General features: G+C 64.9%; 18 protein-coding genes. 5 read left to right on the top strand and 13 right to left on the bottom strand.

Translation table 11 applies throughout. From position 1 onward, the window contains the following. Nucleotides 1–43: 43 nt before the first annotated feature. A complete protein-coding gene (locus J2Z17_RS23950; protein ID WP_209949146.1) occupies nt 44–946 on the bottom strand; it encodes an AraC family transcriptional regulator in 903 nt (300 codons plus the stop codon). Nucleotides 947–1,374: 428 nt separating this feature from the next. On the opposite strand from J2Z17_RS23950, the gene J2Z17_RS23945 reads away from it, so the two are divergent. Next, complete coding sequence (locus J2Z17_RS23945; protein ID WP_209949199.1) at nt 1,375–1,662, top strand: Atu4866 domain-containing protein; 288 nt, start codon at nt 1,375–1,377, stop codon at nt 1,660–1,662. 123 nt (nt 1,663–1,785) lie between these two features. Here J2Z17_RS23945 and J2Z17_RS23940 read toward each other — a convergent pair whose 3' ends face one another. From J2Z17_RS23940 to ade, 4 genes are read right to left on the bottom strand one after another with little or no spacing between them, the layout of a single operon-like run. Next, nucleotides 1,786–2,571: a potassium channel family protein gene (locus J2Z17_RS23940; RefSeq protein WP_209949144.1), complete on the bottom strand. Its 786-nt coding sequence runs from the start codon at nt 2,569–2,571 to the stop codon at nt 1,786–1,788. A 31-nt stretch (nt 2,572–2,602) separates the two neighbouring features. After that, nucleotides 2,603–2,872 (bottom strand): Txe/YoeB family addiction module toxin, encoded by a 270-nt coding sequence (locus J2Z17_RS23935; protein WP_209949197.1) that lies wholly within the window; start codon nt 2,870–2,872, stop codon nt 2,603–2,605. Further along, nucleotides 2,872–3,129 (bottom strand): type II toxin-antitoxin system Phd/YefM family antitoxin, encoded by a 258-nt coding sequence (locus J2Z17_RS23930; protein ID WP_209949142.1) that lies wholly within the window; start codon nt 3,127–3,129, stop codon nt 2,872–2,874. The genes J2Z17_RS23935 and J2Z17_RS23930 overlap by 1 nt, the downstream gene beginning before the upstream one ends. A gap of 50 nt (nt 3,130–3,179) precedes the next feature. Next, entirely contained in the window at nt 3,180–4,874 is a 1,695-nt protein-coding gene (ade, locus tag J2Z17_RS23925; RefSeq protein WP_209949140.1) for an adenine deaminase, read from the bottom strand. A 173-nt stretch (nt 4,875–5,047) separates the two neighbouring features. On the opposite strand from ade, the gene J2Z17_RS23920 reads away from it, so the two are divergent. Then, nucleotides 5,048–5,434, top strand: coding sequence for a hypothetical protein (locus J2Z17_RS23920; protein ID WP_209949138.1), 387 nt, complete (start codon nt 5,048–5,050; stop codon nt 5,432–5,434). Nucleotides 5,435–5,446: 12 nt separating this feature from the next. Here J2Z17_RS23920 and J2Z17_RS23915 read toward each other — a convergent pair whose 3' ends face one another. From J2Z17_RS23915 to J2Z17_RS23900, 4 genes are all read right to left on the bottom strand, one after another. Continuing rightward, complete coding sequence (locus J2Z17_RS23915) at nt 5,447–6,169, bottom strand: glutathione S-transferase (protein ID WP_209949136.1); 723 nt, start codon at nt 6,167–6,169, stop codon at nt 5,447–5,449. 26 nt (nt 6,170–6,195) lie between these two features. After that, a complete protein-coding gene (locus J2Z17_RS23910; protein WP_209949133.1) occupies nt 6,196–6,591 on the bottom strand; it encodes a VOC family protein in 396 nt (131 codons plus the stop codon). Between the two features lie 136 nt (nt 6,592–6,727). Continuing rightward, nucleotides 6,728–7,534, bottom strand: a complete 807-nt coding sequence (locus J2Z17_RS23905; RefSeq protein WP_209949131.1) for a transglutaminase-like domain-containing protein — start codon at nt 7,532–7,534, stop codon at nt 6,728–6,730. Nucleotides 7,535–7,613: 79 nt separating this feature from the next. After that, nucleotides 7,614–8,510, bottom strand: a complete 897-nt coding sequence (locus J2Z17_RS23900; protein ID WP_209949129.1) for a transglutaminase family protein — start codon at nt 8,508–8,510, stop codon at nt 7,614–7,616. Nucleotides 8,511–8,777: 267 nt separating this feature from the next. On the opposite strand from J2Z17_RS23900, the gene J2Z17_RS23895 reads away from it, so the two are divergent. Continuing rightward, on the top strand, nt 8,778–9,434 hold the full coding sequence (locus J2Z17_RS23895) for an HAD-IA family hydrolase (protein ID WP_209949127.1): 657 nt from the start codon (nt 8,778–8,780) through the stop codon (nt 9,432–9,434). Nucleotides 9,435–9,745: 311 nt separating this feature from the next. Here the strand turns inward: J2Z17_RS23895 and J2Z17_RS23890 are convergent, their stop codons facing one another. Further along, entirely contained in the window at nt 9,746–10,120 is a 375-nt protein-coding gene (locus tag J2Z17_RS23890) for a winged helix-turn-helix transcriptional regulator (RefSeq protein ID WP_209949125.1), read from the bottom strand. Between the two features lie 123 nt (nt 10,121–10,243). Between J2Z17_RS23890 and J2Z17_RS23885 the strand changes: the two genes are divergently transcribed. Then, on the top strand, nt 10,244–11,248 hold the full coding sequence (locus tag J2Z17_RS23885; RefSeq protein WP_209949196.1) for a zinc-binding alcohol dehydrogenase family protein: 1,005 nt from the start codon (nt 10,244–10,246) through the stop codon (nt 11,246–11,248). Between the two features lie 235 nt (nt 11,249–11,483). Then, entirely contained in the window at nt 11,484–11,828 is a 345-nt protein-coding gene (locus tag J2Z17_RS23880) for a hypothetical protein (RefSeq protein ID WP_209949122.1), read from the top strand. Here the strand turns inward: J2Z17_RS23880 and J2Z17_RS23875 are convergent. The 3 genes from J2Z17_RS23875 to J2Z17_RS23865 form a co-directional block, all read right to left on the bottom strand. Continuing rightward, a complete protein-coding gene (locus J2Z17_RS23875; protein WP_209949120.1) occupies nt 11,812–12,681 on the bottom strand; it encodes an aldose 1-epimerase family protein in 870 nt (289 codons plus the stop codon). The two genes, J2Z17_RS23880 and J2Z17_RS23875, sit on opposite strands and share 17 nt — an antisense overlap. A 166-nt stretch (nt 12,682–12,847) precedes the next feature. Further along, nucleotides 12,848–13,798 (bottom strand): NAD(P)-dependent oxidoreductase, encoded by a 951-nt coding sequence (locus J2Z17_RS23870; RefSeq protein ID WP_209949118.1) that lies wholly within the window; start codon nt 13,796–13,798, stop codon nt 12,848–12,850. A 127-nt stretch (nt 13,799–13,925) separates the two neighbouring features. Continuing rightward, a complete protein-coding gene (locus tag J2Z17_RS23865; protein ID WP_209949194.1) occupies nt 13,926–14,363 on the bottom strand; it encodes a MarR family winged helix-turn-helix transcriptional regulator in 438 nt (145 codons plus the stop codon). Nucleotides 14,364–14,576 lie beyond the last annotated feature (213 nt).

Genomic DNA, 14,576 nt, shown 5'->3' with positions numbered 1-14,576 from the left:
CTGGCGAAGGCGCAGGCATGGGCTGCGGAGATGCCCCGGTCGATCAGGCCTCGGCGAAGCGCTCCGGCCGGACCTTCAGCCGCGAGATGTCGGAGACCGGCGGCGCGCCGTATTGGCGGCGATATTCGCGGGAGAACTGCGAGGGGCTGTCATAGCCGACCCGGCGGCCGGCCGTCGCCGCATCCATGGCCTCCGTCAGGATCAGCCGACGCGCCTCCTGCAGGCGCAACTGCTTCTGGTATTGCAGCGGGCTCATATTCGTCATCGTGCGGAAATGCTCGTGCAGCGACGAGGCGCTCATCCGGGCCTCGGAGGCGAGCTGCTCCATCGAGAACGGCAGGTGAAAATTCGCCCGGATCCAGCTGATCGCGCGGTTGACGTTCTGCATCCGGTGGTTCGGCGTCAGCATCCGGTGGATGAGGCCGGCATGGTCGCCGCGCAGCAGCAGATAGAGGATTTCGCGCTCGATCAGCGGCGCCAGGAAGGGAATGTCCTTGGGTCGGTCGAGCAGGCCGACAAGCCGTGCCGCCGCATCGGCAAGCGGCTGCGGCGTGTCGCCGACGCCGAGCGCGGTGCAGGCGGGCGACGACAGCGACAGCTCCTCGTCGATCTCCAGCACCAGATGACCGAGCGTCGCCAGATCCAGTTCGAGCCGCAGGCAGAGATAGGGTTCGTCCTCGGTGGCGTCGATCACATGGCCGACCACCGGCAGTTCGAGCGACACGATCAGGTGGCTGCCGGCGCCATATTCCACCACCTTGTCGCAGAGCGAGACGCGCTTCCTGCCCTGTACGAGAATGCAGACCGCCGGCTTGTGCACGGCGTGCAAAGGCTCGGTCGGCTGGCTCATGCGGATCAGCTGCAGGCGCGGAACGGCCGTTGCCTGAACGCCATCATTCGTGGCGTGTCGTGCAATCAGGTTCTTGAGAAGGATGTGGCTGGTCATCGTGTTTTCTCTTGCATGCCATGAATGATAGGGGTTTGCGCACTCAAGGTGGGTATCCGTCTCTATAATGCCAGATGGAGGATCGTGCAATTCGGAGGATCGTGCAATCCTTGCGGGCGACTGTTCTACCACCTGGCGATTTCGCCTCCCCATATGGGAACCACGGCGCCGAGGGACGGCGACGTGGTCCCTATCAGGAGGTCCTGAAATGACAGCCTTTCAATTTTTTCTGGAAAGTCCGGTGCGCTGGACGCGCGAGATGGCCGCGACTATCCGGCGGCAGGTCGCATCTCGGCGGGCACAGCGCGCGGCGATGGTGGCGCGAGGTCTCAATGGTTGAGGCGCAAAAGCGCGAGTGGCTCGGTCGCGGTGCTATCCTTGCGGCCTTCGGCTTCATTTTCGCCATCACCATCGCAACGCCGTGGGGCATGAGCGAGAACAAGCATTTCTGGCAGGTAATTTCCGAGGAAACGACAATGACGACAAGCAATCCCTTTATCGGCCTCTGGGTTACCGGCGACGGCTATATCCGCCACGAGATCCTGCCCAATGGCCGCTATATCGAAGCCCGCGGCCACCGGGAAAAGGCCTATCAGGGCCGCTATGCGCTGCATGGCAGCCATATCGACTATGTCGACGACACCGGCTTCCTGGCCGATGGCGATTTCAGGAACGGCATCCTCTATCACGCGGGCATGGTGCTCTACCGCGACTGAGGACAGCAGATCGAATTTGCGCGCGCGGGGCTTCCCCCGCCATGTCCTGGTCCCGCGTGCCGGCCGGCGTCTCCCCCAGGCGCCGGCCTTTTTCATGGCTGCAAACAAGGGGATTCGGGCGCGTCAGTCCCCCTCGTCGGGAATGTTGAGAATATGGCCGCAGGCCTTGCAGTGGACGGCGTCGGCGTCATGGCGCTGGAGGCCGCATTCCGGGCAGGCGAAGCTCACCTTGTAGGGCCGGAAGATCGCCTGGGCGAGGCGCACGAACAGGGAGATGCCGATGATCATGGTGACGATCGAGGTCAGCTTTCCGGCGGTGCCCGGCAGCGTGATGTCGCCGAAGCCGGTGGTGGTCACGGTCGCCACGGTGAAATAGGCCGCGTCGACGAAGCCCGCCAGGCCGTTCTCGCCGAAGAAGAAGAAGGTGTAGACGAAGCCGGTGACGGTGAACAGGAAGACGACGAAATTGATCAGGGCGGCGATGATGTCGGCCAGATGCGACTGTCCCAGCCGCTTCAGCATGACCCGGAAGATCGGCCTTTGCGCGATCGCCCAGAGGCGGGTGGCGCGCAGGAAGGCGAAGCTGAAGAAGGTCGTCGGAAACAGCAGGGTCAGCAGGATCAGCACGTCGATCCAGGTCATCGGCCGCAACAGCCAGCGCTTCAACCGCGGGGCGGCGAGCAGCTGGGCGGCCAGCTCGGCGGCGATCCAGACCGCGATCAGGTAGTCTATCACCAGATAGCTCGGCCGGTTGCGCAGATAGGGCCCGAACAGGAAAAAGGCGATGATCGCCAGATCGATGACGGCAAGCGTCAGCTGAAAGCGCACGGCCGAACTGGTCTGGCCGAAATAGAGGACGGCGAGGCGCTGGCGAAAACGGGACAGCGGGGTGGGGGTGTTTGGCGTCATGCGGTCGGGATGTCTCTTGCTCGTTGGGCGCTCAGTAGTGGTACCGGCATTGATGGACGATCAGGGTCTGGTTCTTCTCCGTCCGCAGGACCTTGTAGACGAGGCGGTGCTCTTGCGTGATCCGGCGCGACCAGTAACCGCTGAGTGCGCCTTTCAGCCGTTCTGGTTTGCCGATGCCCTCTTGGGGATGGCGAAGCGTATCGCGGATCAGGTCGTTGATTCGTGCTAGAACCTTCCTGTCGGTCTGCTGCCAATGCAGATAGTCCTCCCAGCCATCGTCGGTAAAGGCCAGGAGCGTAATCACCCGAGATCCGCCGGATCGATCCTATGCAGCCTGCCGGACCGGATCTGCTCGTCCCCGCGCAGAAGCCGCTCGGCATTGGCCGGCGAGGAAAGAAGATGAACGGTCTCCATCAGGCCGTCATATTCCTGCCTGCTGATCAGCATTGCGGACGGCTTGTCGCGGCGGACGATTTCGATCGGCGCTGCATCCTCGGTGACCTTGTCCAGCAATCTGGCAAGCTCCGCGCGTGCGCGGGAAAAAAATACGGTCGTCATGGGGACCTCCTAGTTGTCCCAGATATAGTACAACACGGGTGTCCGGTCCATTACCCGATCAGGCAGAACCGGTCGACATCGACCATGCCCTTGTCGGAAATCTTCAGGTGCGGGATCACCGGCAGCGGCAGGAAGGCGACTTGGAGGAAGGGTTCGGCAAGGGTGGTGCCGAGCGCGTAGGCCGCCTTCCTGAGGTCGACCAGCGTGTCGCGCACCGTCTCGAAAGGTTCGAGGCTCATCAGGCCGGCGACGGGTAGCGCGATCTCGCCGGTGACCTTGCCGTCCTCCACCACGACGAAGCCGCCCTTGATGTCGGAGAGCCGGTTGGCGGCGATCGCCATGTCCTCTTCCGAGACGCCGACGACGCAGATATTGTGGCTGTCATGGCCGACGGTGGAGGCGATCGCGCCCTTCCTCAACCCGAAACCCTGAACGAAACCATTGGCATGGTTGCCGTTCTTGCCATGCCGCTCGATGACCGCGACCTTGATGATGTCGCGCTCGAGATCGACCGTCGACTGGTTGCCGGAGGTGGGCAGGCGAAAGCGGCGATGCTCGGTGATGATCTTGCCGGGCATGACGCCGATCACCGGGGTCTCGCCTTCGGCCACCGGCACAGCGAAATCGGCCGCCTTGACGATCCGCGCCCGGACGCTGTCGAGGCCGACGGGGGCCACCGGCTTGCGGGTGGCAAACAGCGCGTCGGTGACCCGGCGTCCGGCGGAAAACACCATCTGCGCCTTGCAGCTCTCGAGACTGTCGATGACGACGAGATCGGCCCGCCAGCCGGGGGCGACGAGGCCGCGATCCCTCAGCCCAAAGGCCTTGGCGGCCGAGATCGAGGCGGCGCGGTAGACGGCGAGCGGCGCGACGCCTTCGGCAATCGCGGTGCGGATCATGTAGTCGAGATGGCCTTCCTCGGCGATATCGAGCGGATTGCGATCATCGGTGCAGAGCGCCAGATAGGGCGACAGCCGCTCGGTGATGATCGGGATCAGCGCGTGCAGGTCCTTCGACACCGAGCCCTCGCGCACCAGGATATGCATGCCTTTGCGGATCTTTTCCAGCGCCTCCCCGGCCGTCGTGCATTCATGCTCGGTGCGGATGCCGACCGACAGATAGCCGTTAAGGTCCTTGCCGCGCAGAAGCGGCGCATGCCCGTCGATATGGGCGCCCTGGAAGGCTTCCAGCTTGGCGATGGCCACCGGATCCTTGTGGATGACGCCGGGAAAATTCATGAATTCGGCAAGGCCGATGACCTTGTCATGGCCGCGAAAGGGCAAAAGCCGCTCGATCGGCAGGTCGGCGCCGGCGGTTTCCAGATGCGTGGCGGGCACGCAAGAGGAGAGCTGGACGCGCACGTCCATGATCGTCTGCTCCGCCGAATCGAGGAAGAACTGTATGCCCTCGGTGCCCAGCACATTGGCAATCTCGTGCGGATCGCAGATCGCCGTCGTCACGCCGTAGGGCAGGACGCAGCGGTCGAACTCGTGCGGGGTGACGAGGGACGATTCGATGTGCAGATGGGTGTCGATGAAGCCCGGCACGACGATCTGCCCGGAAATGTCGATCACCTCGCGCCCCTCGTAGTCGCCGCAGGTGCCGACGACGGTATCGCCGCAAAGGGCGATGTCGGAGGCGACGAGGTCGCCGGTGACCAGATCGAAGAACCGCCCGCCCTTCAGCACGATATCGGCGGGCGCACGGCCGACGCCCTGGTCGATGCGGTTTTCGAGATCGGTCATGGGGAACTCCGGTTCGGCTTGCCTGGGCTTGCAAGTGTAACGGGCGGGGATGGGCGGGGGAAGGGGATGGGCACCAACGTCGCGATCGGCTATGAGGGACGCTGCGCAGCATACCAGCCGAACGGTCGGCGCCGCCGCAGGCGGTCGCCGCCGAGAAACGAGAAGGACGCCCCGTGGTCAGCACCAAAGCGGTCAGCAGCACAGTCAGGGCCGGAACGCCTCTATCCGAGGCCGAGCAGGCCTCGCTGGTCAAGCTGTTGAAGCTCAACCTGCATTGCCCGCCGGCAGTCCTCAGGCATCTGGAAAAATGCCGATTCGACGAGACCGCAGCTACCATGCCGAACCAGCGGGCCGATCGTTACACGGCCTGGAAGGTCAAGCAATGGACCAGCCATGGCGAGGGCGCGACCGTGCACGGGCTCGACGACTTCCTGAAGCGCATCGACGACGAACCCGCCCGCCGTATTTCCCAGCAGGTGTTCAGCGGCGACCGCGGCGAGGTCGTCTACATTTTCCGCAACGAACTCGGCGAAGTGTTTTCCTGTTTCGTGACGCTGTGAGGTGGTCCGGGTTTACCCCACATCCAGCTCCGGGTAGTGCCGGAAGATGCCGTCTTCGTTGAAGGGGAGGCGGCCGGGGGAGGCGCGGTAGGCGGCAATGTTCGGGCGCGTACCGACCATGGCTTGCAGCGCCTCGAGAGCCGGGTATTGGCCCGATACTCGGGCCATGGCCTTCGGGAAGGCATAGGCAAGGCCTTCCAGCACCTGGAACAGCGAGAGATCGACGGTCGTCAGCCGGTCGCCGACGGCATGGCGGTTGCCTTTCGGATTCTGGTTCAGCACGCGCTCGAAATAGCCGAGAAACTTCGGGATGCGCTCTGAAATGAAGGCGGCGGAGCGGGCCTTGGCCTCCGGCTTCTGGTCCTCGTAGTATTTGCCGGTGGCGATCGGGTGATGGGTGTCGTGCACCTCGGCGACGAAATCGGTGATCGTCAGCTGCAGGCCATTGGCGAACCAGCGCTCAGCCTCGTCCCGCGGCGCCAGTCCGAGCTTCGGCCCAAGATAGGCGAGGATATTGGCGACATGGGAGACGAGGATTTCGCCGTCCTTCAGGATCGGCGGGGCGAAGGGCAGATGCGGTTCGCTGTCGCTTTTCAGCAGCGCCAGCATCTCGCTTGTGCCGCGCTCCGGCTGGCGGGTGACGTCGACATAGTCGGCGCCCGCCTCTTCCAGTGCCAGCCGGACGAATTCGCCGCGCCCCTGCAGGCCGTTCCAGTAGTAGAGTTCGTAACCCATGGGCTCTCCTTGTCGGCGCGCGCCGCTCAGTGCTGCCAGCTCTTGTAGACGAATTCCAGGCTGTAGCCGTCGGGATCGAGGACGCCGGCGGCATAATAGCGCGGATCATAATAGAGCCGGGCGCCGGGCTTGCCGTTGTCGCTCGCCCCGACGGCGATCGCCGCGGCATAGGCGGCATCGACCGCCGCATTGCTGTCGGCGACGAAGCCGACATGCGCCGCGCGGCCCTCGACCACGCCCGGCCGCAGCCAGAAGAAGGTGCGGCCATGGGCGCCGAAACCCTTGAGGTCGGGATGGCCGGGCGGGCCGTCGCTGCCGTCGAAATCGTGCTGCTTGGCGATGCCGAGCGGGCCGAGGGCGGCGGTGTAGAAGGCGATCGAGCGGGCGACGTCGCTGACGGAGAGGAAGACGTGGTCGAGCATGGGGTCTCCTTGCATGCGGGCGGCAGTGGTGCACGGGGCGCCACGCCACCGCCTACAAGGTGGCGTTTCGGCGCTGCCGGTCAAGGGCCGGCACCGAGCGGTCCCGGCCGCTGCTGCCGGATCCTGTCAGTGGTCCTTAACCGATCTCTTCGGTCAATACCTCGAAGTGTTTCAGGACGGCCGAGCCGAAGGCGGTGGTGAGCGCCACGTCGGTGGCGTCGCGGCCGGTCGCCATCAGGATGCGGCCGATGCGCGGATGGTTGTGACGCGCGTCGACGGTGCGCCAGTGTCCGCCGAGATAGACCTGGAACCAGGCGCTGAAATCCATCGGGTTCGGATCGGCCGGCACGCCGATATCGCCGAGATAGCCGGTGCAATAGCGCGCCGGGATGTTCATGCAGCGGCAGAGGGTGATCGCCAGATGGGCAAAGTCGCGGCAGACGCCGACGCGGTCCTGGTAACCCTGATAGGCGGTGCGCAGCGGGTCGGCCTTCATGTAGTCGAAACGGATATGGCCATGGACGAAATCGAGGATCGCCTTGACCCGCGGCCAGCCGAGCGGGGTGGAGGAAAAGGTCGCCCAGGCGAATTCGGCGAGCCGGTCGGTGTCGCAGTAGCGGCTGCCGAGCAGGTAGACCAGCACCTCGTCGGGCAGGTCGCGGATCTCGTGCTGCACGGCGTTTTCCGGCAGCGGATCGGGGCGACCGTCGTCGTAGATCTCGAACTGGGTGGTGATCGTCGTCACGCCGGCCGGGGCGACGATGCGGGTGCAGTCGTTGCCGAAGGAATCGAGATAGCCCCAGACATCGGTCCCCGGCGCGAAGCTCAGGGTCTGCGGCGTCAGCAGATCCGGGCGGCGGGACGGGTGGACGTTGAGCACCAGCAGCATGGCGGTCGGCTGCACGCATTCATAGGCCAGGCGAAAACCGGCACGTATCTTCATCGTTCGCAACCCTTAAGGAGGAATGTTCGCCGATCGGCATCCGCGCAGAAACGTTTGTCGGGGAGGAAGGGTTCCGGCCTCACACGGCGGTCGCCAGCCCCCGGGTCGTGGTCGTCACATTGACCTGCACCGACATGCTGTCGAAATCGGCGGCCGCGCCGTCATAGCTGCCGGACAGCGGGATCGCCTGGCGCGGATCGCGGGCGACGCCCACACGGATCAGGTCGCGATTGCCGACGATGCCATTGGTCGGGTCGAATTCGACCCAGCCGGCGCCGGGCAGGTAGATCTGGCACCAGGCATGGGTGGAGCCGCCGCCAAGCGTGGTCGCGCCATCGCGGTCGGGCACGTAGATATAACCGGTGACGAAACGGGCGGCGAAACCGAGCGAGCGGGCGGCCTCCATCATCAGCAGCGCGAAGTCGCGGCAGGTGCCGCGCCTAAGCTTCAGTGTCTCGGCCGGGGTCTGCACCCCATGCTCGTAGCGCCGGGCATATTTGAAGCTTTCATGGATGGCAAAGCACAGTGTCATCAGCAGGTGGCCGGTGGCGGTCGGCTTGCCGGCGCGCAGGAACTGCCGGGCAAAGCGGGCGACCGCGTCGCCATCATCGGGATAATGCCGGGCGATGGTGCGCTCGAGGTCGAAAGCTTCCTCCGGATCATAGGCGAAGGGATAGGTCTGCGCCGCCTCGTCGATCAACAGGTCGATTGCCGCGTGCGGCGTGTGGTCGACATGGATGACGGTCTCGAAGCGCAGTTCACGCGCCGGCTTGTCGAAGCCGACCAGGGCGATGCAATTGCCGAACACATCGTGGATCCAGCGCACATGGCTCGGGCCCGGCTCGACCGTCAGCCGCGCGTCGAGCAGGGTCTGGTCGAAGCTGTCGCGCGGCCGGAACATCAGCCGATGTTCGCCGAATGTTACGGGCTTGTGGTACCGGTACGAGGTGATGTGTCGCACGGAAAATGTCGTCATGGGTCCCTTGGTCCGGATGTCCGCCGGGTGTGGTCCGCTCAGATGGCTCGAAGTCCGCTCTGGATCGCGGAAGTCAGGGATATATCAGGCAGGCGGCCGGCGAGACAGAAAAATCGGCCGATATCCCGGTTTTCCCGCCGCTTCCGCAGGCAGGTGTTGCGCGATTGGTGGCCGGTTGCGGAAAAGGATGCTAGACCTGTGCCAAATCGGTACGACCGTCCGGTCGCCGTCTTCCCCTTGCCCGCCAGCCTTCGAGGTTTTCCCCTGATGTCCGAGATTTTCGATGCCCGTTTCGATGCCTTCCTGTTCGACATGGACGGCACCATCCTCACCTCCATCGTGTCGGCCGAACGGGCCTGGTCGACATGGGCCAGGCGCTTCGATCTCGATCTGGACAGCTTTCTGCCGACCATTCACGGGCGCCGGGCTATCGAGACCATTGCCGCACAGAACCTGCCGGGCATCAATGTCGAAGCCGAGGCGGCGCTGCTGCTGCAGCTGGAGATGGACGATGTCGAGGGCATCGCGCCGATCGGCGGGGCGGCGGATTTCCTGGCGGCGCTGCCGGCCGACAAATGGGCGCTGGTGACCTCGGCGCCGAAGACACTGGCGCTGAAGCGGCTTGAAGCCGCCGGCCTGCCGGTGCCGCCGATGATGGTGACCGCCGACGACGTGACGACCGGCAAGCCGGCGCCCGACTGTTTCCTGATGGGGGCCGAACGGCTGGGGGTCGATCCGAAATCCTGCCTGGTGTTCGAGGACGCCGATGCCGGGATCAAGGCCGGCGAGGCTGCCGGCTCCAGCGTTCTGGTGATCACCGAGACGCATCACAAGGTGGTGGATCACGGCCATCCGAGCATTGTGAATTACGACGGGATCCGGCCGGTGTTCGACGGCGGCAAGCTGTCGCTGTCAAAGGGCTGACGCCCGGCGAAGTGCAGGTGATCGGCAAACAGCGTGGCGGCGCAGATGCGGCGCGGGCGGGGTAAACGGCTCGCCGGCCGGAAGGACGCCACCATCCCTCCACCAGAAGCGCTCGAACGCCTATGCCCGGGATCCGGCGCATCGCGCATGGCAATATTTGCCGGTGAACGCGCAAGAATGTGTGATGTCCGTCAGCCTTGGCGGCGCGAGCACAGGCGTATCCAGAAGAAGAGAAACACTGTCTGACAAAGCGCTTGCCGTCAGGCGGCCGGGACGGTGCAGCACCCACCTGCTCATCGGCTGCGGCGCGGCTATTCCGCCGCCAGCCGCTCGATCGGTTCGGGGCGTCCGAAGCGATCGAGATTGGCGTCGCCCCAGTCCTTCAGGCTCTTCAGGATAGGCGCCATCGAATGCCCGAGTTCGGAGAGGGAATATTCGACCTTCGGCGGCACCTGGGCATAGACCTTGCGGGTGATCAGGCCGTCTTCCTCCAGTTCGCGCAGCTGGTTGGTCAGCATCCGCTGGGTGACGGTGCCGGCGGCCCGGCGCAATTCGTTGAAGCGCATGGTGCCCGACAGCAAGTGGAAGAGGATGACGCATTTCCACTTGCCGTCGATCAGCGAGATCGCGGCTTCCACGGCGCAGCCGGGGCTGCAGTCGAAGCGGGAATGGCGGGCCTTGGCCATCACGGTATCCTTTTTGACACTATAGGTAATGTTTGTGCGTATTGGCTTTTTTCGATTGTAGGCACATCTTTGCTGCCAACGCAAACGGAGTGATCGACAATGCCTGAACAGACGCCAGAACAGATGAAAGCCATCGCCTATCGGAAACCCGGTGCCGTCGAGGTGCTGGAGGATGTCACCCTCGACAGGCCGGTGCCGGCCGGCCGCGACATCCTCGTCGAAGTCGCCGCCGTCTCGGTCAATCCCGTCGACACCAAGGTGCGTCGCGGGGTTGCGGCCGAGGACGGCCAGTGGAAGGTGCTCGGCTGGGATGCGGTCGGCCGTGTGGCCGGGATCGGCGACAAGGTCGAGGGCTTCAAGGTCGGGGACGCCGTCTATTATGCCGGCTCGCTGATCCGGCCCGGCACCAACAGCCAGTTTCACCTGGTCGACGAGCGGATCGTCGGGCGCAAGCCGGAAAGTCTCGGCGATGCCGAGGCGGCCGCCCTGCCGCTGACCTCGATCACGGCCTGGGAAATGCTGTTCGATCGGCTGGACGTGAGGAAACCGGTGCCGGGGGCGGCGAATGCCATCGTCATCGTCGGCGGGGCCGGAGGCGTCGGCTCGATCGCCATCCAGCTGGCCCGGCAGCTGACCGACCTCACGGTGATCGCGACGGCGTCCCGCGAGGAGACCAAGGACTGGGTGCGTGCGCTCGGCGCCCATCACGTGATCGACCATTCCCAGCCGATCGCAGCCCAGGTGGACGCGCTGGGGCTCGGCCAGCCGGGTTTCGTGTTTTCCACCACCCAGACCGACCGGCACATTGCCGAGATCGTCGAGCTGATTGCACCGCAGGGCCGCTTCGGCCTGATCGACGATCCCGAGACGCTGGACATCAAGCCGTTCAAGCGCAAGTCGATCTCGATCCACTGGGAGCTGATGTATACCCGGCCGATCTTCGAGACCGCCGACATGGCCGAGCAGGGCCGGCTTCTCAACGAGGTGGCCGGGCTGATCGATGCGGGCCGGATCCGCACGACGCTGACCGAGGTCATGGGGCCGATCGATGCGGCGACGCTGCAAAAGGCGCATGCGCTGATCGAAAGCGGCAAGGCTCGCGGCAAGGTGGTGCTGGAAGGCTTCTGAGCCGAGGTCGCGCCTGGCGGGTGGGCCTTGTCTCGGCCCTCCCGCGCAGGCGGTCGCCAAGGAGAGGGGGCGCTGCGGGCGTGGCGGCCTGCCGGGCGACAGGTGTCTGCCGATTACGGGTGTCTGCCGATGACGGGTGTTTGCCGAGAATGGGGGCTTGGCGGGAGATGGATGCTTGCCAGAGGCGGCGTTCTGCGCTTTGAACGAGGCTTATCAACCGATTGCCGGAGTGCGCATGCCGTTTCTTGCCTATATTATCCACTTCCTCGCCGCTGCCATTCTCACCAACGGCATTCCGCATTTCGTCAACGGTGTCAGCGGACGCCGGTTCAGGACGCCTTTCGTCCGGTTCGGCGGCGGTGACCTCAGCTCCCCCATTGTCAATGTCGCCTGGGGCTGGCTCAATTTCCTCGTGGCATTCGCGCTGTTTGCCGGCGTCGGACCGCTGTTCATCGGCACGCTCGGCGACACGATTTTCGTGGCCGCCGGCATGCTGCTGGCCGGGCTGGCGCTGGCCCGCATCTTCGCCCGCGATCAGGCCTGTGCGACCGGCGCTTTTCGTTTCAGACAGGAACGGTGACGGAAAAGCCGTAGGCGGCACTGTCACCGGCCGCAAGCGCGACGGTGAACGGCCGCTCGGTCAGTTCGGCCGAGGCGTCGGAGCGCGCCGCCATGCCGTGCCAGGGCTCGACGCAGAGGAAAGGGGCGCCCGGCTTCTGCCAGAGCGCGATATTCGGCAGGTTGTCGAAGGTGAAGGTCAGTCCGGCGCCGTCTTTCGGGCCGAAGCGGAGGCCCTTGCCGGCCCCTTCCGGGAAGATCAGCGCATCGGCCTCGAACAGGTCGGGTGACAGCGCAAGCGTCCCTGCCGTAAAGGGTGAGGGCAGCAGGTCGGGCGCAATCAGCCCGCCCTCCAGCCGCACCATCTGCGGTTCGGCGCCATTGTCGAGTGTTACCAGATGCGGCGTGTTTTCCGCACCCGGGAGCGGCCATCGGAAGGCCGGATGGAAGCCGATGCCGTAGGGCATGGGCTCTGCGCCCGCATTGGTGACCGTTGCGGTGACCGTCAGCGTCGCGCCGTCTAGGCGGTGTTCCAGCACCAGCGAGAATGCGTAGGGATAGGCGGCCAGCGTCGTCTCGCTGGCCGTCAGCGCATGGCGGCAAAAATCGGCGCCGCTGTCCATCAGGGCAAATTCGCTGCGGCGGGCAAAGCCGTGCTGCTTCATCGGATAGGACTTGCCGTTGATCGCGATCGTGTCGTCCGGCGCCTTGCCGACGATCGGAAACAGGATCGGCGAGCGTCCCGACCACCAGCGATCATCGCCGTTCCACAGATAGGCGCGCCCGTCCGCCGTATCGAGGCGCTGCATCTCGGCGCCGAGCGAGGAGACCTCGACGGTCAGCGTATCATTGGCGATGCGGATGCGGTCGGACATGGCGGGCTCCTCGGCTCAATCTCGGGCGACGGCCGAACGGATTCGGCGCCGGCGTTTTTTCGATATAGGGCATTGCCGGCCAAAGCACGATTGCCAGCAGCGAATTTCGCTAAGGCATGGTCCTGGCCTGCGGCACGCTTGAGGCGCCCGGCGGGCCGGGGGACGATCAGGCCCCGGATCTTTCGGCGCATTCCGGCACCGGGGTCAGCGGGCCGTCGCCGGCCATCACGCTGCGGATATTGCGGGCGACGAGGTCGAGGCTGATGGCCTGGACCTCTGGCGAAATGCCGGCCATGTGCGGTGTCATCACAAGATTGGCAAGGCGAAACAGGGCTTCCGGCACCTGCGGCTCGGTCTCGAACACGTCGAGGGCGGCGCCGGCGATGGCGTTGGTTTCCAGGGCGGTGATCAGGGCATCGGTGTCGACGACATTGCCGCGGCCGACATTGACCAGATAGCCTTTCGGCCCCAGCGCCGCGAGCACGGCCGAATCGACCAGATGGTGGGTGGCGGCGCCGCCGGGCAGGACCGTCATCAGCACGTCTGCCCGTTCTGCCAGGGTCTTCAGGTCGGCCACATGGCCCCAGGGGGCGTCCGGCCTCGGGCGCCGGGTGAAATAGAGCACCTCCATGTCGAAGGCCTCCGCCCGCCTGGCGATCCGGCTGCCGATATCGCCAAGCCCGGCAATGCCGATGGTCTTTCCCGTCAGCATGGGACGCGGGGCGAAGCCCTTGCGCCATGTGCCGGCGCGCACGCCGCTGTCCTGACGCGGAATGTCGCGCACCAGCGACAGCAGCAGGCCCATGGCGTGGTCGGCGACCGCCGGCGCATTCGCGCCGGCAGCACTGGTCACCAGGACGCCGTTGTCGCGGGCGGCCTCGACGTCGATCGCCTCGTAGCCGGTGCCGACACAGGCAATCAGCTTCAGCTTGGGCAGGGCCTCGATCACCGTGCGATCGGCACCGATCATGCCATTGGTGACGAGCACCTCGATTTTCGCGCGGGCATCCGGCGACAGCGATTGAATGCCGGCCACCATGTCGTGCACGTCGAACATGGCGCGCAGACCCTCGGCATAGGGAGAAGTTTCGATATTGATGGCGACGTCGATCGGCATGGCGGGTCCTGGATTTGCGGGATCGTGAGGATGGCGGGGATGGGCGATTGGCCGCGGGGAGGGGTATCCGTGCATAATGCACGGGCGACGGGCACCGCGCCAGAGGCCGGGAGCCGCGGTCTGCCCGCTACCGGTGTGCGCCGGGCGTGCCGAGCGCTGCGATGAAGGTGCGGAGCTGACGGTTGAAGGCGGTGAAGGCTTCCGGGGTCATGCCGGAGCGGGCGAGCAGGGTTTCGCCGAGACAGCAGCTGCGGGCAAGCATGGCATGACCTGCCTGGGTCAGCCGGACATGCACCTGTCGCTCGTCCTCCTTGCTGCGTTCGCGCTGGACCAAGCCTGCCTGCTCCAGCCGCTTGACCGGCGGTGTCACCGTGCTCGATTCCAGCGCCAGGCGCTCGGCTATGGTTCCGACCGTCAGCCCGTCTTCGGCCGAAAGCGCGCTCAGGATCAGATATTGCGGATAGGTGATACCCATCTCGTCGAGCATCGGCTTGTAGGTGCGGTTGATCGCAATATTGGCGGAATAGAGTGTGAAACATAGCTGCTCGCCGAGCGGCAGGGGCATTTGGGCGGTCATGTCGGCTTTTCCGGTTCGTCTGTCTGCATATTGTGTAACACGATAATCGATATTGCGATAATTAATTCTGGACTCCTGGTTCTGCCTGTCATACATCATAGTTATCGCGATAAATGATATTGCGATATCGTATTGATCGGCATTGCCGGATGTGCTCGCACGGACGGCAATCGTCGATCGGGCGATCAGCAGAAATGACCA

Origin of the sequence: Heterorhizobium halophytocola, assembly GCF_017873095.1 — a bacterium.
Lineage (GTDB): Bacteria > Pseudomonadota > Alphaproteobacteria > Rhizobiales > Rhizobiaceae > Allorhizobium > Allorhizobium halophytocola.
The sequence above is the reverse complement of the archived record's forward strand: the minus strand, read 5'-3'. Positions and strand labels throughout refer to the sequence as shown.

Coding starts and splice junctions, on each gene's coding strand:
- J2Z17_RS23900 (WP_209949129.1), bottom strand. CDS start 8,510: ATGACGACATTTTCCGTGCGACACATCACCTCGTACCGGTACCACAAG.
- J2Z17_RS23885 (WP_209949196.1), top strand. CDS start 10,244: ATGAAAGCCATCGCCTATCGGAAACCCGGTGCCGTCGAGGTGCTGGAG.
- J2Z17_RS23890 (WP_209949125.1), bottom strand. CDS start 10,120: ATGGCCAAGGCCCGCCATTCCCGCTTCGACTGCAGCCCCGGCTGCGCC.
- J2Z17_RS23895 (WP_209949127.1), top strand. CDS start 8,778: ATGTCCGAGATTTTCGATGCCCGTTTCGATGCCTTCCTGTTCGACATG.
- J2Z17_RS23910 (WP_209949133.1), bottom strand. CDS start 6,591: ATGCTCGACCACGTCTTCCTCTCCGTCAGCGACGTCGCCCGCTCGATC.
- J2Z17_RS23870 (WP_209949118.1), bottom strand. CDS start 13,798: ATGCCGATCGACGTCGCCATCAATATCGAAACTTCTCCCTATGCCGAG.
- J2Z17_RS23875 (WP_209949120.1), bottom strand. CDS start 12,681: ATGTCCGACCGCATCCGCATCGCCAATGATACGCTGACCGTCGAGGTC.
- J2Z17_RS23930 (WP_209949142.1), bottom strand. CDS start 3,129: ATGACGACCGTATTTTTTTCCCGCGCACGCGCGGAGCTTGCCAGATTG.
- J2Z17_RS23905 (WP_209949131.1), bottom strand. CDS start 7,534: ATGAAGATACGTGCCGGTTTTCGCCTGGCCTATGAATGCGTGCAGCCG.
- J2Z17_RS23915 (WP_209949136.1), bottom strand. CDS start 6,169: ATGGGTTACGAACTCTACTACTGGAACGGCCTGCAGGGGCGCGGCGAA.
- ade (WP_209949140.1), bottom strand. CDS start 4,874: ATGACCGATCTCGAAAACCGCATCGACCAGGGCGTCGGCCGTGCGCCC.
- J2Z17_RS23940 (WP_209949144.1), bottom strand. CDS start 2,571: ATGACGCCAAACACCCCCACCCCGCTGTCCCGTTTTCGCCAGCGCCTC.
- J2Z17_RS23880 (WP_209949122.1), top strand. CDS start 11,484: ATGCCGTTTCTTGCCTATATTATCCACTTCCTCGCCGCTGCCATTCTC.
- J2Z17_RS23945 (WP_209949199.1), top strand. CDS start 1,375: ATGAGCGAGAACAAGCATTTCTGGCAGGTAATTTCCGAGGAAACGACA.
- J2Z17_RS23950 (WP_209949146.1), bottom strand. CDS start 946: ATGACCAGCCACATCCTTCTCAAGAACCTGATTGCACGACACGCCACG.
- J2Z17_RS23865 (WP_209949194.1), bottom strand. CDS start 14,363: ATGCCCCTGCCGCTCGGCGAGCAGCTATGTTTCACACTCTATTCCGCC.